Origin of the sequence: Helicobacter cetorum (assembly GCF_900198405.1) — a bacterium.
In the GTDB taxonomy this organism is placed as follows: domain Bacteria; phylum Campylobacterota; class Campylobacteria; order Campylobacterales; family Helicobacteraceae; genus Helicobacter; species Helicobacter cetorum_C.
This window is the reverse complement of the sequence record NZ_FZMR01000002.1, coordinates 45,548-64,916: the sequence shown is the minus strand read 5'-3', so window position 1 is coordinate 64,916 and position 19,369 is coordinate 45,548. Positions and strand designations below refer to the sequence as shown.

19 protein-coding genes and 1 pseudogene are annotated in these 19,369 nt (G+C 35.0%); 5 read left to right on the top strand and 15 right to left on the bottom strand.

What is annotated here, in order from left to right:
• Nucleotides 1-82: 82 nt before the first annotated feature.
• Genes C6H25_RS00845 through C6H25_RS00830 form a run of 4 tightly spaced genes read left to right on the top strand, consistent with a single transcriptional unit; the run spans nt 83 to nt 2,934 of the window.
• The gene (locus C6H25_RS00845) at nt 83-424 is read left to right on the top strand and encodes a 4Fe-4S dicluster domain-containing protein (RefSeq protein WP_104747603.1); all 342 of its coding nucleotides are present in this window, start codon (nt 83-85) and stop codon (nt 422-424) included.
• A complete protein-coding gene (locus C6H25_RS00840) occupies nt 424-1,551 on the top strand; it encodes a 2-oxoglutarate synthase subunit alpha (protein WP_104747602.1) in 1,128 nt (375 codons plus the stop codon). Before C6H25_RS00845 ends, C6H25_RS00840 begins: the two co-directional genes overlap by 1 nt.
• Before the next feature lies 1 nt (nt 1,552).
• Nucleotides 1,553-2,374: a 2-oxoglutarate ferredoxin oxidoreductase subunit beta gene (locus tag C6H25_RS00835; protein WP_104747601.1), complete on the top strand. Its 822-nt coding sequence runs from the start codon at nt 1,553-1,555 to the stop codon at nt 2,372-2,374.
• Nucleotides 2,374-2,934, top strand: a complete 561-nt coding sequence (locus C6H25_RS00830; RefSeq protein ID WP_104747600.1) for a 2-oxoacid:acceptor oxidoreductase family protein — start codon at nt 2,374-2,376, stop codon at nt 2,932-2,934. The genes C6H25_RS00835 and C6H25_RS00830 overlap by 1 nt, the downstream gene beginning before the upstream one ends.
• A gap of 277 nt (nt 2,935-3,211) precedes the next feature.
• On the opposite strand, the gene C6H25_RS00825 is transcribed toward C6H25_RS00830, so the two are convergent.
• Nucleotides 3,212-4,708, bottom strand: coding sequence for an outer membrane family protein (locus C6H25_RS00825; protein ID WP_104747599.1), 1,497 nt, complete (start codon nt 4,706-4,708; stop codon nt 3,212-3,214).
• Nucleotides 4,709-5,262: 554 nt separating this feature from the next.
• On the opposite strand from C6H25_RS00825, the gene C6H25_RS00820 reads away from it, so the two are divergent.
• Nucleotides 5,263-5,532 (top strand): hypothetical protein, encoded by a 270-nt coding sequence (locus C6H25_RS00820; RefSeq protein WP_104747598.1) that lies wholly within the window; start codon nt 5,263-5,265, stop codon nt 5,530-5,532.
• On the opposite strand, the gene C6H25_RS00815 is transcribed toward C6H25_RS00820, so the two are convergent.
• The 14 genes and pseudogenes from C6H25_RS00815 to htpX form a co-directional block, all read right to left on the bottom strand.
• Entirely contained in the window at nt 5,529-7,067 is a 1,539-nt protein-coding gene (locus C6H25_RS00815; protein WP_104747597.1) for a protein hydE, read from the bottom strand. The two genes, C6H25_RS00820 and C6H25_RS00815, sit on opposite strands and share 4 nt — an antisense overlap.
• On the bottom strand, nt 7,068-7,601 hold the full coding sequence (locus tag C6H25_RS00810) for a HyaD/HybD family hydrogenase maturation endopeptidase (RefSeq protein WP_104747596.1): 534 nt from the start codon (nt 7,599-7,601) through the stop codon (nt 7,068-7,070). It abuts the gene before it with no gap.
• Nucleotides 7,598-8,263 carry a Ni/Fe-hydrogenase, b-type cytochrome subunit gene (gene cybH / locus C6H25_RS00805; RefSeq protein ID WP_104747595.1) on the bottom strand — a complete coding sequence of 222 codons (666 nt, stop codon included), beginning with the start codon at nt 8,261-8,263 and terminating at the stop codon, nt 7,598-7,600. Before cybH ends, C6H25_RS00810 begins: the two co-directional genes overlap by 4 nt.
• A 12-nt stretch (nt 8,264-8,275) precedes the next feature.
• Nucleotides 8,276-10,012, bottom strand: coding sequence for a nickel-dependent hydrogenase large subunit (locus C6H25_RS00800; protein ID WP_104747594.1), 1,737 nt, complete (start codon nt 10,010-10,012; stop codon nt 8,276-8,278).
• A gap of 9 nt (nt 10,013-10,021) precedes the next feature.
• Complete coding sequence (locus tag C6H25_RS00795; RefSeq protein WP_104747593.1) at nt 10,022-11,182, bottom strand: hydrogenase 1 small subunit; 1,161 nt, start codon at nt 11,180-11,182, stop codon at nt 10,022-10,024.
• Between the two features lie 151 nt (nt 11,183-11,333).
• Nucleotides 11,334-12,434 (bottom strand): hypothetical protein, encoded by a 1,101-nt coding sequence (locus C6H25_RS00790; RefSeq protein ID WP_104747592.1) that lies wholly within the window; start codon nt 12,432-12,434, stop codon nt 11,334-11,336.
• 9 nt (nt 12,435-12,443) lie between these two features.
• A pseudogene (locus tag C6H25_RS00785) lies at nt 12,444-14,056 on the bottom strand (MBOAT family O-acyltransferase).
• A 104-nt stretch (nt 14,057-14,160) separates the two neighbouring features.
• On the bottom strand, nt 14,161-14,916 hold the full coding sequence (locus C6H25_RS00780; protein WP_104747591.1) for a 7-carboxy-7-deazaguanine synthase QueE: 756 nt from the start codon (nt 14,914-14,916) through the stop codon (nt 14,161-14,163).
• A gap of 3 nt (nt 14,917-14,919) precedes the next feature.
• Complete coding sequence (locus C6H25_RS00775) at nt 14,920-15,522, bottom strand: 6-pyruvoyl trahydropterin synthase family protein (RefSeq protein WP_104747590.1); 603 nt, start codon at nt 15,520-15,522, stop codon at nt 14,920-14,922.
• A gap of 7 nt (nt 15,523-15,529) precedes the next feature.
• Nucleotides 15,530-16,183, bottom strand: coding sequence for a hypothetical protein (locus C6H25_RS00770; RefSeq protein WP_104747589.1), 654 nt, complete (start codon nt 16,181-16,183; stop codon nt 15,530-15,532).
• Nucleotides 16,180-16,971, bottom strand: coding sequence for a 5'/3'-nucleotidase SurE (gene surE / locus C6H25_RS00765; protein ID WP_104747588.1), 792 nt, complete (start codon nt 16,969-16,971; stop codon nt 16,180-16,182). Before surE ends, C6H25_RS00770 begins: the two co-directional genes overlap by 4 nt.
• On the bottom strand, nt 16,968-17,879 hold the full coding sequence (locus C6H25_RS00760) for a polyprenyl synthetase family protein (protein ID WP_104747587.1): 912 nt from the start codon (nt 17,877-17,879) through the stop codon (nt 16,968-16,970). Before C6H25_RS00760 ends, surE begins: the two co-directional genes overlap by 4 nt.
• 15 nt (nt 17,880-17,894) lie before the next feature.
• Entirely contained in the window at nt 17,895-18,437 is a 543-nt protein-coding gene (gene folE, locus C6H25_RS00755; RefSeq protein ID WP_104747586.1) for a GTP cyclohydrolase I FolE, read from the bottom strand.
• Nucleotides 18,437-19,366 carry a zinc metalloprotease HtpX gene (htpX, locus tag C6H25_RS00750; protein ID WP_104747585.1) on the bottom strand — a complete coding sequence of 310 codons (930 nt, stop codon included), beginning with the start codon at nt 19,364-19,366 and terminating at the stop codon, nt 18,437-18,439. The genes folE and htpX overlap by 1 nt, the downstream gene beginning before the upstream one ends.
• Between the last annotated feature and the right edge of the window lie 3 nt (nt 19,367-19,369).

Genomic DNA, 19,369 nt, shown 5'->3' with positions numbered 1-19,369 from the left:
TTGCTACAATTTTAAGCAAAATTTTGATTGTTAGAAGTTCAAATCATATTTTTTTGATAGGCTTTGACATGAAGGAGATTGAATGGCTAAAATGAGTGCACCTGATGGTGTTCCTGTTTGGGTAAATGAAGACCGCTGTAAGGGTTGTGATATTTGCGTATCTGTGTGTCCTGCTGGGGTTCTTGGCATGGGAGTTGAAAAAGAAAGGGTGCTTGGCAAGGTAGCAAAAGTAGCTTATCCTGAGAGTTGCATAGGTTGCACACAATGTGAGTTGCACTGCCCTGATTTTGCAATTTATGTAGCTGATAGGAAGGACTTTAAATTTGCTAAAGTTTCTAAAGAGGCAGAGGCACGCCGTGATAAAGTTAAAGAAAATCACTACATGCTCTTAGAAGAGACTATTTTAGAAGGGAGAGGCAAGTAATGCGTGAGATTATTTCTGATGGAAATGAGTTGGTAGCCAAAGCGGCTATTGAAGTGGGGTGTAGATTTTTTGGAGGCTATCCTATCACACCAAGCTCGGATATTATGCATGCGATGAGTGTTGCCTTACCTAAGCATAGTGGGCATTTTATCCAAATGGAAGATGAAATCAGTGGGATTAGTGTAGCTTTAGGGGCGAGCATGAGTGGGACTAAGTCTATGACAGCAAGCTCAGGACCGGGTATTTCATTAAAAGTAGAGCAAATTGGCTATGGCTTTATGGCAGAAATTCCTTTAGTCATTGTTGATGTAATGCGTTCAGGTCCATCAACCGGTATGCCTACTCGTGTAGCACAAGGTGATGTAAATTTCTTAAAGCACCCAATCCATGGGGATTTTAAATCAGTTGCACTAGCTCCTGCTAGTTTACAAGAAGCTTATACAGAGACTATTAGAGCGTTTAATCTAGCTGAAATGTTAATGACTCCGGTATTCTTACTTATGGATGAGACCGTAGGGCATATGTATGGTAAGGTGCAAATTCCTACTTTAGAAGAAGTGCAAAAAATGACTATCAATCGTAAGGAATTTATGGGCGATAAAAAAGACTATAAGCCTTATGGGGTAAATCAAGATGAACCAGCCATTTTAAATCCTTTCTTTAAGGGCTATCGCTACCATGTTTCAGGCTTACACCATGGGCCTATTGGTTTTCCTACTGAAGATGCCAAAATTGGTGGGGATTTAATGGACAGATTATTCAATAAGATTGAATCTAAGCAAGATATTATCAACGAAAATGAAGAAATGGATTTAGAGGGGGCTGATATTGTCATTATTGCTTATGGTTCTGTTTCTTTAGCGGTCAAAGAAGCTTTAAAAGATTACAAAAAAGAGAGTAAGCAAAAAGTTGGTTTCTTTAGACCTAAGACCTTATGGCCAAGCCCTAACAAACGATTGAAAGAAATAGGGGATAAATACGAGAAAATCCTTGTGATTGAATTGAATAAAGGGCAGTATTTAGAAGAGATTGAAAGGGTTATGCAAAGAAAAGTGCATTTCTTTGGTCAAGCAAATGGGCGCACGATTTCGCCTAAACAAATCATCGCAAAGTTGAAGGAGCTTTAAAATGGCGTTTAATTATGATGAATACTTGCGTGTGGATAAAATGCCCACTTTATGGTGCTGGGGCTGTGGCGATGGCGTGATTTTAAAATCCATTATCCGCACTATTGATGCACTAGGCTGGAAAATGGATGATGTGTGCTTAGTGAGTGGGATTGGCTGTAGTGGGCGTATGAGTTCGTATGTGAATTGTAACACTGTTCATACTACACATGGTAGAGCAGTAGCCTATGCGACAGGAATTAAGTTAGCAAACCCAGACAAGCATGTGATTGTAGTTTCTGGCGATGGCGATGGCTTTGCTATTGGGGGTAATCACACCATGCATGCATGCAGAAGAAATATTGATTTGAACTTTATTTTGGTAGATAATTTTATTTATGGTTTGACTAACTCTCAAACTTCGCCCACCACTCCAAATGGCATGTGGACGGTTACGGCTCAATGGGGGAATATTGATAACCAATTTGACCCATGTGCTTTAACTACAGCTGCTGGAGCTAGTTTTGTAGCTAGAGAGAGTGTGTTAGACCCTCAGAGACTAGAAAAAACTTTAAAAGAGGGGTTTTCACATAAAGGCTTTAGTTTCTTTGATATTCATAGTAATTGCCATATTAATTTAGGGCGTAAGAATAAAATGGGCGAGGCAGCTGATATGTTAAAATGGATTGAAAGCCGATTAGTTAGCAAACGCAAATTTGAAGAAATGAGTCCTGAAGAAAGAGAGGGTAAATTCCCTACAGGTATCTTAAAACATGACTCTAATAGAAAAGAATATTGCGAGGCGTATCAAGAAATCATTGAAAAAGCACAAGGAAAGAAATAATGGAAGCACAATTACGATTTACCGGAGTTGGAGGGCAAGGCGTGTTGTTAGCTGGAGAAATTCTAGCAGAGGCTAAGATTGTGAGTGGGGGCTATGGCACTAAGACTTCTACTTATACTTCCCAAGTGCGTGGGGGGCCCACTAAGGTGGATATTTTATTAGATAAAGATGAAATCATTTTTCCTTATGCTAAAGAGGGTGAAATTGATTTTATGCTTTCAGTCGCACAAGTGAGTTATAATCAATTTAAAAGCGACATTAAAGAAGGTGGTATTGTAGTCATTGACCCTAATTTGGTAACGCCCACTAAAGAAGATGAAGAAAAGTATCAAATCTATAAAATCCCCATTATTAGTATCGCTAAAGATGAAGTGGGTAATATTATCACGCAATCTGTAGTGGCATTAGCTATTACCGTGGAGCTTACTAAATGCGTGGAAGAAAATATCGTGCTAGATACCATGCTTAAAAAAGTTCCCGCAAAAGTTGCTGAAACGAACAAAAAAGCCTTTGAAATTGGTAAAAAGCATGCTTTAGAGGCACTAAAAGCTAGGGCTTAATTTATTCTTCTCAAACAAAAGGCATTTATAAAAGTGCTTTTTGTTTATCCTAAATTTTTTTTAATTTTTAGTTAAAAGATGTGGGGTTTTCTTAATTTTAATCTAAAGTTTTTGATTTGCTTATGAGTTTGGTTTGTTTTTTTAAAAAAATTTGTTGGCTTGTCTTATGATAAAGAAAAGCCTTATTAAAACTAAGCTATTTATTTATTAAAAAAGATAGAACTTTTCAGAAAATAGGCAGATATGCGATAGTTATCCGCATAAGAGCCTAATCTTTTTAAAGTTTCCACACTAATTCGGTAAAAATATGACTTCTATCTTGGTCAGTTGCTGGCTGACTATCTAGCTTTGGTCCATTCCAACCCATTTTATACCCTTGATGCATCAGCACATTGTAGTATTCAAACTTAATGTCTGCTGAAAAGTTTTTAGAAAACTTATAGCCTAAGTTTAGGGCTAGACTTTGCTCATTAGCCCTTGGTCCATAGGTTAAGCGCCCTAATAAGCCCCAAACAAGTCTTCTATGCACGCCACCACCAAAGGCAAACACGGTAAAGGCGTTCGCATCCATCATGTAGGATAAGGAGTTAATAGTGTTGGCATAGACGCTATTAGTCCAAAAGTCAAAGCCTAAGCGGTTACCATGGTAGCCTATCATCCAGTTGGCATTCCCCCAAGTCTTATAAATGCCCGCACCAAAATTGTATTCGTTCCAATAAAATTTTTGCTTAATCATCAAGCTATTGCCATGTGTTCCTGCTAACATACCAAATTGGTAAGTATCCCAATATCGTTTAGGGTAAATAGGGTTTAGCAGAGTAATATCAGTTTGTGAGCGAAACCCTAAGCCATGAAAGTGTGGGTTACTATCATAGGTAATAGTAAAGTTTGGGCTGTATTCATTGGAGGGTGAAAAGTAGAAAAAGGGTTGAATCATAAAACCCTTATAACTCCATGTAGCATAGAAAGCATGAACACCGGGATTGATGACTTTACCATTTTTAAGGGTATAAGTTTTAGGCGAATAAAAATTATAAAGCCACTCATTATAGGCAAAACCACGCCCAAAGGAGCTAAACCACCAAAATTTAAAACGCCCTAAATTTAAGGTCATATCTAATCCTTGCGTATAGCCACTCATATAATCTGCTGGGGATTCATATCTTCCGCCTCTAAATTCAAAAATATCTTTATATTTATAGTGCAAGTAGGCGTTATAAATTACATAGTTTCTTGTGTGATTAGCAAAAGTTTGTGCACAAGTGGAGGCATTGAGAGCTTCTTCATCAGATAATTGAGTCATTTGAGCTTGTGTCATGGTGTCGTATTGGGTTTGTCTTAGATTTCCTGTAGCTAACCCACACCCAGCCCATGGCTTTTGCCCTACAAGTCCTCCCCACATACCTACATAGTTCCACCCCATAGCTCCATAAGGCTTGCCATTTACCTCATTGATAAAATTTTTAGTGCTATCATAGATAATGGCTCCTCCCCAACCACCTAAGCTCCCCTCTAAATGATGTCCGTTAGCCGTAGCGCTTTTAGGTAACATTTCGCTAAAGTCTAATTGCATGTAAGCCATAACAGTCATAAAAGTTTCTGTAGGATAAAGACCTTTGTTAGTGTTGATAGGCTTGTTATTGAAACCAATTTTAGAGAAAGATTCTGCACCGGCTTTAACTTTGGCAATTTTGCCTAAATCAAAGGCCTCAGCTTGAGAGAGAAAAATAATAAGCGTTGCTATATTTTTGACAGATACAACATTTTTTTTCATTTTTACCCTTTGCTAAAATTAAAAGATTTCCATTTATAGAGCAAGCCAATACAAATAAGAATTGATGTTTTTCTTTCTAATCTTTTAATATGGTGTTTTCTGTCTAGTCTTTTCATTTTCATTCCTTTTTACATAGAGTTTAACTAACAAGGTTTTACATCAACCAAGTTTTGACTATATTAGCATAATATTATGCTAATTTTTGGCATTTTATGATAATCAAACTTTTAATCTAGGACAAAATGAGAGTTTTTAAGAAATAAAAACCTTTATTTGTTAATTGTTTAAGAAAATACCAAAAAAATAAACTATTTTTTGCAAAAATTTTTAAATAATTATTGACAAGATAGTTTTTGTTGGTTTGATAACTAAAATAAATATTTAATATTCATAATAAAATATTGTATTTTATACATTTTAATTCTTAATGATTTTAATTAAAAGAAAGAATATTTTTATAAAGTGTTAAATGTTTCAAATATAAATGATGATAATACGGATTATTTAGATAAAATCAAAGAAATAGTTGTATTAAAAATATATTGGAAATTGAGATGAAACGATTGATAAAAATTTTGTTCCTTATATCGTTTGTAGTGTGTAGTAGTGTGTTTGCAGTAAGCTTAGAAATAGGTTCTAATCTTAAAAGCAACAAAAAACTTTACAAACTCACCAAAAATCGTGGTCTAGAAAGGGTGAGTATACCTATCGTTAAGTTTAATAAAGCCTTGTCTTTTGGGTCTTATATTGAAATGCCTAAAACCACAAGAAGCCATTTTTTAGGGCGTGTGGATGGCGGAGTGATGATGCGTATTCGCTTTTAAGTAAAATCTAGGAACTTATGCTCTTTGAGCGTAAGGGTCTTGGGGAAGTATTGCATAAATAAATCCAAAAACACTTTTTCGCCAAAGAAATCTCCCGCAATAGTTACTTCTTCTATACTAAAATTCTGTGCATTATCCCAAATAAAGTTTCCTAAAAACTCTGCTAAAGAATCTAAAATACCAAAACTCAAGGTTTCATTATCCACGCCAGCTAGTCTAAAACTCATCGCACTATGAATAATTTTTGAAAAGTTTAAAGCCATTTTAAAAGAATTGTCTTTAATGATTTTATAATCAATTCTAGGACCTTTAGGGCGTAAAAATTCTTTAGCCAAGGACACAATACTATAAGAATTTAAACTATCACTATAGCCTAAAACAAACCCTAAGATTTGAAAAAATTCTAATAAATTCACACCCTTTAGCTGATGATTAGAAAGCTCTGATAAACGCTCATAAAGATTAGGGAATTTGGTAGCGTAGTTTTGTAGCATTCTAGACGCTTTTTCATCTTGTTTTAGAAGATTAAAAATTTCATTTAAATCAAAACTAACATTTAAAAGTGTTTTTAAAGAATCATTAGCGTGCAATAATAACCTTGTAGGGTGCTTGAAACTAAGATATAGGACAATAGAATGTGAAGTCGTGCTTAAAAATTCTAACTCATCTTTAAAATGAAGGGTTGTAATGTTATTTTCTAGCACAAAGTTTTTAGTGGGAGTAATTAAGCGATTAGGGGTGTTAAAAAGCGTTTGATAATCTAAAAGCACTTCTTTAGAATGGTGTTCATGCACAAAGACAAATTCTATATTCTCATCTTGTAAGATTTGACACAATAAACTTAATATAGGGTCATAGGGTAGCTCTATAACCACTTCATTATTTCTAAAAGTATCTTTAAACACGCTCTTTAAGGGGGCTTTGATACAAGGTTTTTCTAAGCTTGCTAAAATTTTAGCGTCTTCTAAAAGTAATTTGGTGTAGGTTAAAACACTAGAAAGAGAATTAAAAATTACCTTTTGAGATGGCTTTTTTAAAGAAAGGCATAATTGCCCCCTAGAAGTATGAATGGATACAAAATCTTTTGTCTTAAGCTCTTTTTTTAATTGCGTCAAACTTTCTACAAGCTCTTTAGGATTATGAATGGTGTTTTGATTAAAAGTGATGTTTTTAACTAAGCCTAGAGTAGAAGCATAAAAAGATGAGTTCTTATCTAAAAAATCCTTATGCTCTTTAGCGTTCATAAACAAGGGCTTTGAAAGGCTAGTATTGTGAAAAAGTTTTTCATCTAAGGTTTCTGTAACTTCATTTAAAGACAAAAAGCTAAAATCTAAAGAAAAGGGTAAGACTTCACTCAGTTTTTGAGCAAATTCTAAGGTGGTCTCAGCACTTGCTTGAAGATAAAAAGAAGTTATTTTATCCTTGTAAGTGCTATAAAAACTCGCTTGCAAACTCCATGCCATTTGCTCTAAAAGGGGTGTGAAAATTAAGCTCGTTGCTTCATCAACACATTTAAAAAGAAAAACAAAACCCATTCAAAAGCCCTTGTAAGAAAGCTCAGCAATACAATCTAGGGCAATATTATCAATGCGTTGCATTTCTACTCCCCATGTTTTTAATTGTGTTTCTATGGCGTTTAAGGCTATCTCTAGAGCGTTTAAAATTTCTTTTGAAAGCTTGAAAGTGGTTTCACTTCCTATTACAAAAGGCACAAGCCCCACAATAAAAGTCTTAGGCAAATCCCCTAAAAACTCTGTAAGTCTTAGAGTGTGTAGCATTTCTACTTCATGTGCACTCCCAGCCCATGTGATTTCTCTAGGGGCATTATTAAAATCAAAGGCATAGACTGAGCCTATCTCAACGCCTTTTGCACTCACGCAATCTAAAATCAAGACCTTTTCATACGAAGTAATTAAAGGAATGAGTTGTTGAGCCATAGTCCCCCCATCTACAATATCCAAAGAAGGCGAAAAAGAAAAATTTCTTTTGAGATAGTGGGCTAAATGCACCCCAATACCTTCATCACCAAAAAGGATATTGCCAATGCCTAGAATTAAGATTTTGCTCATTCTTTGGTATAAGTGTAGCCATTAATCATTGCATCTGCTCCAGCACTTTTATATCTAATAGAATGGAAAAATATCATATAAATATGCACCGGAACAAACAGGATAAATCCCCAAGTCGCTAAGTGGTGGATAAAACGCACATTAGCTAACCCCCCACAAAGCACTTCAAACCACTTGAACGCACTTTCTAAAAACGCTCCAAGCCCAGCGTGATAGACATTATAATACAGCACCACTCCGCTTAAACTCATCAATACCATTAAGGCTATTAATGTGAAATAAGCCACAAATTGAATAGGGTTATAAGCCCCCTTAGTAATAGGTCTATCACTAATAAGAAAATACGCCTTCATTTGATTTATCCAAGCTTTTAAGCTCAAAACCTGGCTAAAACTTTTGCGTTCTATGGAGCTTTCTTTGCTGAAGAAAAGATAGATTCTAAAAAACAACGCACTAATGAGTAAAAATCCAAACATAACATGAAAAGAACGGATATAGGCTTGTAAAAAATACATCTCTTTATAAAAACTAGATTTAGGCTGTAAAAAGGGGTAAGCAATATAAAACCCCGTAGCAATCAACATAAAAATACTTATTGCCCTAACCCAGTGAAAAAACCGCACAAAACCCGAAAACTCTTTATGTAAAACGACCTTATCCATGCGTATTCCTTTTTAGAATTTAGCAAAATTAGGCTCTACTTTAAATTCATTTAAAGACTGCCCCTTAAAATCCATCACATGCACCGAGCATGCAATGCATGGGTCAAAAGAATGGATAGTTCTAATGATTTCTAAAGGCTGGGTCAAATCATCAATTTTAGTGCCAATCAAGCTCATTTCATAAGCTCCCCTTTGCCCTTTAGAATCCCTAGGTCCTGCATTCCAAGTAGAAGGCACAACGGCTTGATAATTTTCTACTACACCATTTTTAATACGCACCCAATGACTCAGCATGCCCCGTGGCACTTGACCGATATAACGCCCTTTATACTCTTTATTTTTATCAATTTTGTAAGGAGCACAAGTGCTTTTATCACTCTTTAGATTTTCTACTAAAGCCTTAAAGGCTAAAAGGCCATTATCAGCAATCGTTTTAGCTTCAATACATCTTGCCGCTGTTCTGCCAAGTGTAGAAAACAACGCCTCCAAAGGTAATTTGGTATCTTTTAAAAATTTGGTTGCCACTTCACTAATATAAGGATTTTTAGCCGCTAAACCTACCACTACTGCACTCAAAGGACCCACTTCCATAGGTTTACTATCATATCTAGGCGATTTTATCCAAGAATATTTATCCTTAGTGTCAAGCACTTTAGTAGGGATTAATTTATTTTCAATGCCAATACTCTCGCCGTCTTTAAAGCCGGTATAATGCGGATTAGTTTGACCATCATAGGGGTGGAGCTGCACTTCTTTAGTGTTTTCATATTGATACCAAGAATGCGTAACTTCTTCTTTAATCAAATTTTCATCAATGGGGTGCAATTTAGAAATATCGCCATCACGCACAATCCCACTACTCAAAAGGTATTTATCTCTTCCCAGTAGCACTTCTTCATAAGCGATAAAATCTCTCAAGCCACAGCCCTTTAAAACAGATGGCTCATTAGCAAACATCTCGCCTGCCATAACTAAATCAGGATAATAGGCATGATTGACAAAATGCGCTACTATCTCAAACTTACTCTTCCATTCAGCTAATCTTGTGGGGTCTAGTATATCCATAACACTTGTTACACCCCCAACCGTTAGACTTTGTGGGTGGGGCTGCTTAGCTCCAAAAATAGCGGTCATTTTAGCCGCTTCTCTTTGGATTTCCAAAAGCTTGAGATAGTGGCTTAACACAATCAAGTTTTGCTCTGGACTCAAACGATAGGTTTTATGCCCATAATAGCCATTATTAAAAGGCCCTAAAGAGCCGCTTTTTGCAAAATCACTCAAGCGTTTTTGAACCGCCTTTAATTCGCCTTCGCCGGTATTGATAGGATAAGGGGTGTATTTAAAAGAAAGTTTTGAAGCTTTCGTAGGGTCAGCTTTCAAAGCACTCAAAATATCGCACCAATCAAGTCCATGCAAAGTGTAGAAATGCACTACATGGTCATGTAAAAGAAGTGCCATATTCATTAAAGAACGCACTAATTGTGCGTTTAAAGGGGCTGTAATGCCTAAAGCGTTTTCTACTGCACTAATACCGGCCTTATAGTGCGAATAAGTGCATACCCCACAAATCCTTTGAGCAATAAAGCCTGCATCTCGTGGGTCTCTACCCTTAATAATAGTTTCTAGTCCCCTAAAAAGTGTAGAAGAAGAAAACGCATCAGTAATCACATTGTTGTCATCTACTACAACTTCAATTCTTAAATGCCCTTCAATCCTAGTGATAGGGTCTACTACGATTCTTTTTGACATACTAATCCTTTATTGCTCTTTATTTTTGATGGCTTTAGAAAGAAGTGCATGCGCAGCAATGCCAATAGCGGTTGCACTAAGTAGGGTTGTGCCAACTTTATCAGCAACCTTATCAGCCCCAGAGCCATTAAAGGCGGTTTTTATAGAGCGATTAGCTAAAGGCTCTTCAAAGGGAGTCATCGTATCCCAAAAATTTGGCTCAGAACACCCTATACAGCCATGTCCTGCACCTATAGGCCAAGAAGTGTGCGAGTTAAAGCGCAGTTTGGAGCAATTATTGAAAGTATAAGGCCCTTTACAACCTACTTTGTATAAGCAAAAGCCCTTTTGTGCGTTTTCATCACCAAAATGCTCTACAAACTCGCCCGCATCAAAATGCCCTCTTCTTTCGCATAAATCATGGATTCTATTTCCATAAGCCCAAGCGGGGCGATTATATGCATCAAGCTTAGGGAGAGTCCCAAACATTAAGTAATAAAGCACATTACCCACGATATTTTTTTCACTAGGCGGGCAACCCGGCACATTAATAACAGGTTTGTCAATAATTTTGTGTAAAGGCTGTGCGTTAGAAGGGTTAGGATAGGCAGCTTGCACGCCCCCAAAACTTGAGCATGTGCCTATGGCAAAAATGGCGGCGGCATATTTAGCTGCCTTTCTACATTCTTCAGCCCCTGTGCTAGCGTTTGAGCCTTGAGTGAGAAAGTATTCTGTGCCTTGTGGGATACCGCCTTCTACCATCAAAATATAATTATTTTTGTGTTTTTCTATGGCTTCATGCAAACTTTTTTCAGCTTGAAAGCCACTTGCTACCATAATAGTCTCGTGGTATTCCAAACTGATATAATCAAAGATAATACTGTCAATGGTAGGGTCAGCACTTCTTAATAAACTCTCACTACAGCCGGTGCATTCTGCCATGTGTAGCCAAATCACAGGCAACCTATTAGCCACTTCTACAGCTTTTAAGGTCAAGGGAGCAAAACTAGCTGGTAAGGCTAAAGTAGCACTCATAGTGCCAGCCCACTTGAGTAAATCACGCCTAGAAATACCAGCACCTTTAAATTCATCTTGTAAGTTTTTATGCTCGTTATGAGCGTTAAACGAACCGATGATACTAAGGCGTTCTTCAATCTTTTGATAGGTCTTTTTTTCGTTATTTATAACCATAATTATCCTTGTAGCAAAGTTTTATCTATCATTACATGCTATCAATAGATAAATTCTATCATAAATAATATTGGCAATAAGTTAATAAAAATAGGAAAATAGACTAAAAAGATAATGTTATTAGTGTTTATTTTTTTAACACTATTTTTTGTTATTTATCTTTTTTAAATGTTTCAAACTCCTTAGGGATTTGATAATCTTCTATCATTTTGATAAGTTTTTGATTGAATAAATCAATATTGTTTTTATTCAATAAATATTTTTTGCTCTTAATAGCTTCTAAAACTTCATGGGCACCTTTTAAATCAAAATGTCCTGTATCCATGTATTGATGAATGCTTGATGCAAGGGGCATAGTGCGTAAATCATGGATTTCTACATTGGGATAGGCTACTATTTTCCTAGTAACAAACATATCAAATTCTAAAATATCTTTTATGCTAGATTGTGGGAAGGCTTTATAATACAAAATATTAGACGGATTAATCCAAAAAATAAAATGAATATTAGGGTGTTCTTTGACGAAACTTACTAATTGAAATGTCCATTTTTCATCAAATTCTTTACTATTGGTAAAATGAGGATCTTTTAATGTTTTGTCTTTTAAAAATTTTTCAACCTTATCTGTTAAAGTTTTATAAGAATGATAGAGATGCGAGCTATCATAAGTCTCTATCTCACTATTATTGTAGATATTAAACATTAAATCAAAGGGGGTTGGTTTTAAAATCTTTGCAATGCTTGGAATAAATCTAAAGGTATAATAAAGTGATTTTTTAAACACAGAAATATTAAATAAGTATAAAAGTGAATTGATTGGAGGATAATATTTTTGTAACATAAAATATGGTAATCGGTATTTTTCTCCATTTAAAAGTAAGGTTAAATCCATTAAAATATTTTTAATTGGCTTGTGTTGCAAGGCAAAGGATAGGGTTGGTATGGTTTCTATAGGAACGCTAGAAACCATACCAAGCTTAATCACTTTAGGCATGTTTAGAGTCTTTTCTGTATCCTTGAGACTGAAATTCATACTCACGCTTGAACCAGCAATAACATTTTCAAAATCATAGTGTTTAATCAAGCCATTGAACAATAAATAATCATCTTGGGAAGTGTAATCAATGGGATATTTGGCTTTTCTAAAATACTCAAATGGGTCAATAATGTAGTTAAAAATGCCTACACCCACAACAGCACTAAGCATAAATAAAAATATAAATACAATATACTTTTTATACGATTTTTCCATGATTATAACCTAGAAATTAAAGTATAGAAATTTTGTTTGAGCGCTATTGATGACACAAAAAAATCCTATTAAAAGAAAAATAGAAGTTAAGGTTGCTTTTTTAAAAGAAAAGGTGTTATCACAGTAGAGTAGAGTGCTATTTTTTGGCAATAGTATTAAAAAAAATAACACACAAAACAAGAGAAATAAAAAATATGCAAAAAGTGTGCTTTGATTAGGGTTGGCAAAAACATGGATAGTGGGAATCACACTTTGAAAGGTTGCAAATTTAAAATAAGCACCTAAAGAGCCTAATTTCTCTTCTAAGAAATGAGGTAAGATAATACCATTCAAGCCTAACATACCTTTTAATACCTTCAAGCTATCCTTTATCCCACTAGCCCTAAAAAACACCCAAGCAATATTGATAAAATTAAAGGTGATAAACCATGCTAAAATTTTTGGTATAGTAAAATGAAATCTTTTAGCCACATTAGAATACATTCTATGCACACTTAATGCAAACCCATGTAATAACCCCCAAATAATAAAAGTCCATCCAGCCCCATGCCAAAACCCTCCAATCAAAAACACTACAATTAAATTTCTATAAATTAAGGCTTCTTTCACTCTATTACCCCCTAAAGGGATATAAAGATATTCTTTTAAAAACCTACTCAAAGTGATATGCCATCTTCTCCAAAAATCTTGGATATTTAAAGCTTTATAAGGGCTATTAAAATTGACAGGGAGCTTAATGTTAAAAAGTAGGGCAATGCCTATTGCCATATCACAATACCCACTAAAATCAAAATACAATTGAAAGCTATAAGACAAAGAAGTCATCCAAGATTGGATAAAACTTAAGCTAGTAGCCTTATCAAATCCAAAATCTGCAAAATGAGCGATATTATCTGCAATCACAACCTTTTTAAACAAACCTATAGAAAAAATAAACAAGCCTATGGCTATATTTTTGTAATTTAAAAATTGATTATTCTTAAATTGAGGCATCATTTCACTATGATGCACAATGGGCCCAGCTATGAGTTGAGGGAAAAAGCTTACAAATAAAGCGTAATCTAAGAAATGCGAAAAAAAGAAAGTTTTATGAGGGGTTAAAGAATGAGATGTTTTGTTAGAGGGGTTTAATAAAGTGGGAGTGTTTTTACTCTCTCTCTCTCTCTCTCTCTCTCGTTGCTGGCTACATTACATTGTTTGTAAGTATCTAGTAAATAAGCGATTTGTTGCAAGGTAAAAAAGCTAATCGCTAAAGGTAGGACTAAGTGTAATAATTCAATATGACTATTAAACACTCTATTAAGATTGTGTAAGAAAAAATCCGTGTATTTAAAAAAGCCTAAGAGTAAAATATTAGCGCTTAAACCTATAATCAGTAACATTTTTCTTTGTGTTCTTAAGGGGGCTTGAGCTATTTTTAAGGCAATAAAATAATTAAAGATAATAGAGCTACAAAGTAAAGGTAAGTATTTAACACTCCAAAAACCATAAAAGAACAAACTTGATAGAACAAGCCATGCTTTAGGGAGATTAAGATTTTTAACATAAGCTTGTAAGATGAAATAAATACTAAAGACAATCGGCAAGAAAGCAAAGATAAATAGGGGAGTGTTGAATAGCATAGGGTTCTTTCTTTAGGTTTGGGTTATGGAATTATTGAGAGATTATAGCGAAAAATAGGGGGGATTTGTAGGGGTTTTAATTAGTTGGATTAGTTAAGAGGGTTTCAAAACCCTTTTTTGTTATCCCACAAGCGGATATGAAGCCTATCGCTAAGGTTATAGCCATTTTCTAGGGCTAGGGGGGCTAGGGCTTTTAGATTTTTGTCTAGTTCAAGACTTGTTGTGCCTAAGGGCATTAAAAAGATTTCATTGTTGTTTAAGCTGAGTTGTTTTAAAAGGTTTTGAATTTCCATAATCAATTGAGTAGCATTAATGCTATCTAAGACAAACTTAAAATTCACGCTTTTGGCGTTATCTAAGATATTCTGTAGGGCTTTAAGATTAATGCGTTTGTTTTCTTTCTCTAAAGAAAGAGAGAGTTTCACGCTTAGAGTAAAATGCAATTCTTTTAAAATAGGGCTAAACTCAAAAAAGATAGAGCCATTACTCTCCACATATAAGGGGATAGAATGATGATGAAAATGCTCTAAAACACTCAATAAAATAGGGTTATTGAAATGTAAACTTGGCTCTCCGCCTGTAAGAACAAAATCAAAGTTTTTATCATTTGGAGTTAGGGTTTCTAGGCGTTCAATTAAAGATTTAGGGTTACTATAATAATCCCAAGAATCTTTAAACTTAGAATGCACAGCATACAAACTATCACAACCCACTAGAATTTCATCATTTAATGGGGTTTTACAATCAAAGCCCTTACAAGAGAGATTGCACCCCCCTAAGCGTAAAAAAAGGCTTGGTCTGCCTATCCTTTTGCCCTCGCCTTGGAGAGAAAAAAAGCTTTCAACTACCGGAAGTTTCATATTCTAAGGGATTTGATGCAAGGGTTTAGCGTGAAAAAAGCATTTTTCTTCATCGCTAATGATTTTGTTAAAAAAGTCCTTGTCTTGCCATAAATTTTGAATGCCTTGTGAAAAAGACACGCAATTTTTATGGAGTAGGGGCTGAAAATTAGGGTTTTCTAAATCTTTTAAAAACGCTTGAGCATAGCCATTTTTAGTCTCATGCACACGCACGCTAGAGACTTTTAACTCCCCTTCGTTATTAGAAAAAGCGCTTTTTTGTAAAATCAAGCTTAGGTAGTATAAAAACATCAGAGCATAACTTTCCGCACTCAAATTAAACGAGCATTTCACATAACGCACACAATGAGTTTCTATAAAATGCTGAAATTCTGCACTTTCTTTATCCCAAAAATGATGGGCATGGTCAAAGGAGTCTATGAAAATTTGCATTTCTTGTTGCATAAGCCCAAAATCTAATGCCATACACGCATTATCTAAGCGATTAGTTTCAATAAAGACTTCTACTTCATAATTATGCCCATGAATATTTTGAGCGCATTTTAAAGATGAGCAGTTACGCACCACATGACTAGCACAGAATTTATACAATCTTCTAATAATCATTCAAATCTCATTGTTGATAGCAAGGTTGGTAAAAAGGTAGTCTTAAGCGGTAGTAGTAACGCTCAGGGCGGTTAAAATCAATGCGTTTAATCGTACTTTTAATCAAATCTCTATAAAGCATTTGATAGCCACAAGTCTTTCCGCTCACGCTTCCATCTACATACAGAACTCGTTTTTGTAGCACCATATCATACCAGTCCAAAATAAAATGCGAATTAGCACTCATAAAAATCTGTTCACTAAAGCCATTAATAGCGTAATAATCTGTGGGGGTAGAAGAGCAATAAAACTGCCCCCCAAGCCAATAACAAGGCTTATTGTCCCTTTCAATTAACTGATAGTTATAATGATAGATAGGTATAGAGGCGATATTACGCACTACTCGTGCATAAATAACATTTTTAGCCCTATCTAGTGGGAACTCTTCTTGCGTGAAAACATTATAAAAGCCCAATTTTTGCAACTCATAAATAATCGTATTGATATAATAAGAAGTCATCATATCATTTCTATTGTAAGCCACAACAATCGTAGAATTATAATTGAAAAGATAATCCCCCGTAACTTCTGAATAATACCCCATATGCAATCGGTGTTGACACGCACTAAAGAAAAAAATAAACCCTATAATAAGCCCTAAAAAAAAGTGTTTTCTATTCACTTACTTTGTCCTATCCATGTTTGTAAAACATTTAAGTCCTCATAGCTTGTTAGGTCTAAAAGTAGAGGGGTAACAGAGATGTAATTGTCTTGGATAGCTTGAAAATCAGAGAGTTTGCTCTCTTGTTCTCGCTCTTTAAAAACTAGGGGGTGTAACCCTAACCAAAAATAATTTTTGCCTTTAGGGTCTGTGCGTTTATGCACTTCTTTTTGATATATTCTATAGCCTTTTGGAGTAACTAGTGTGCCTTGACAATCTTTAGGCAAGCAAGTTGGGATATTGACATTTAAGAGTTTACGCCCTTTTAAAGGATAGCCTTGCGTAAAAATGCTTTGGACTAAATCTTGTATGGTTTGTTTAGCTAAATCAAAATTTAAAGGAATGCTTTTATCTTTATTAGAGATAATTTGAGAAATCGCAATGGAGGGAATACCTTGGATAGTGCCTTCAATCGCTCCAGCGACCGTGCCAGAATAAATCGTATCTTCGCCCATGTTAGAGCCTAGATTGATACCTGAAATCACTAAATCAAATACAACATCTTTAAACAGCTCATTGATAGCTAAATACACGCAATCACTTGGTGTGCCATCATCAATTCTATAGTGCCTATCTTTGACTTTCTCCGCTCTTAAAGGCTCAGTAATAGTGATACTTTGTGAGCATGCACTTTTTTCATGTTTTGGGGCAACAACATAAATTTCTGCCATTTGTTCTAAGGCTTTTTCTAAAGCTTTAATACCTTGTGCATGGTAGCCATCATCATTAGTGAGTAAAATTTTTTTCATTTCTTGCCTTTAAATAAAGCATTCAACAATGCGTTTAAATTTTCTTGTAATAAAGCATAGGTAGGCTCTAATGAATTTAAATCGTTTAAAATCTCTGTTTTTAAAGTGTTAGCATAATTGTTTGCTTTATCTAATCCTAATAAATTCACAAAGCTGTTTTTAACGCTATCTAAATGGGTGGTTTTACCGCTTTCTTCTTCATTTTGTGTAACATCTATAATATCATCTAGCACTTGAAAACACAGACCCACTTTTAACCCAAAAGCACTAAGCCATTTTAAAAGCTCTGTATCTTTAATACCACTTGCAACAAGCCCCATAATGAGACTCGCACTAATGAGTTTAGCGGTTTTATGCTCGTGTAAAAAAGTGAGTTGCTCCAAGTTCAAAGGCGTGTTTTCAAAATAGCAATCTATGGCTTGCCCTAAAACCATTCCCTTAATCCCGCCATTAGTGCTTAAGATTTGAACTAATTCTACAATGATAGGACTTTCTAATAGAGAGCTTGAGAGTAACTCAAAAGCGTAAGTATTTAAGGCATCGCCTATTAATACAGCTGTAGTCTCATCGTATTTGGCGTGTAAGGTAGGGTGGTTTCTCCTTAAAGTAGCATTATCCATGCAAGGCAAGTCATCATGAATGAGTGAATAGGTATGCAAACATTCAATACTTAAAGCGATTTTAAAATATTCTGTTTGTTTTGTAAGATAATCTTGTTGATTGACTAAGGCACAAAGCACCGCTAAAAAAAGCTTGGGGCGAAACCTTTTGCCCCCATTAAGCACCATTTCAAAAAAGGCTTTTTCAAGATAAGGGTGAAAGCTCTTAAGCTCTAAATTATGACTCTTTAAAAAGCTCTCAAAATTTTCACATTCATTGTAGTAAAAGGATAATTTAGGATTATTCATGTGTAAAATTATAGCCTAAGATTTTAAGAGTTGCATAAATTCAGCTCTAGTTTTAGGGTCTTTTTTAAACAAGCCTTTTAAGGCACTCGTTTTTATTATCGCATTTTGCTTTTGCACCCCTTGCATGCTCATGCATAAATGCTTGGCTTCACAGACCACTATTACGCCCTTTGGTTCAATGATTTCATTAAAGGTTTCTGCAATTTGAGTAGTAAGTCTTTCTTGGATTTGTAAGCGTTTGCTATAAATTTCAATAAGCTTAGCTATCGCACTAATGCCCACAATCTTTTCATTAGGAATGTATCCTACGCTAATATGCCCAAAAAAGGGCAATAAATGATGTTCGCAAGTGGAGTAAAACTCAATGTGTTGAGCGATAACCATTTCATCACAAACGCCTTGAAAATAAGCGCTTTTTAGAGCAATTTTTGGGTCTTCTTTATAGCCTTTATATAAGAAATTCCATAACTCAGCAACTCTTTTAGGCGTATCCTTTAAACCTTCTCTGTTCTTGTCTTCGCCGATGTTGTCAAAAAATTGATTGAAAAAATTCTCCATTATTCTGCACGCCTTGTGAGTGATTGAATACGATTTTTAATGCTAGGGTGTGTGCTAAACATTTCAGAATTAAAAATATAAGCCGAGTAGCGAGTGCTGTTGGTGTCTATTTCTTTATAATCGTTCTTGCTATAATCATTAGAAATTTTTTGTAAGGCTCTAATCATAGGCTTACTATCATGCATTAAAAATGCTGCTCCACTATCAGCCATGTATTCTCGTGTGCGGCTTAGATACATTTGTAAAATGAGCGTTAAAAAAGGCAAGATGATTTGTAAAACTAACAAAATATTTCTAGCTAAATTCGCTCCATTATTCCTGCGATTACCCATAAAAAAATACACGCTAAAATTAGCCACTAAGAGCATGATATTGCTTAAAACCCCCACACACATAGTTAAGCGAATATCATTATGCCTGATGTGGCTAAGTTCATGGGCTATCACTGCTTTTAATTCATCTCTATCTAATCTCTCTATTAAGGCACTTGTAAGAGCAATAAGAGAGTTAGATTCATCCCACCCACTTGCAAAGGCATTCATATAAGGGGCGTTAATGATATAAAGCTTGGGCTCAAAATTAAGCTTAGCTTCTTCTAAAAGCTCTGAAAAAACGCCATAAATTTGATTTTCTTTAGAGCTTAAAACCTTGTTAGGGTCAATGAGCTTATATTCATCACCACTTAGCATGATAGAGCTAAAATTTTGAATACAAATGAAAATAATGACAGAAGCTATAAGAAACATAGTAATGGTAATGGTAGGAAAAATTTGAAAAGTGATGAGTTTAAAAAGAGCTATGCCTAAATCATTGGCATTAATTCTAATGACATCTACTAACAAACCTATAAAAGCAAAAATCGCACAATATGTTGCTAAAACCGCATTCGTTTTAAGCCTATTTTGTGCGATAATCTTTTCAAAATTCATTGC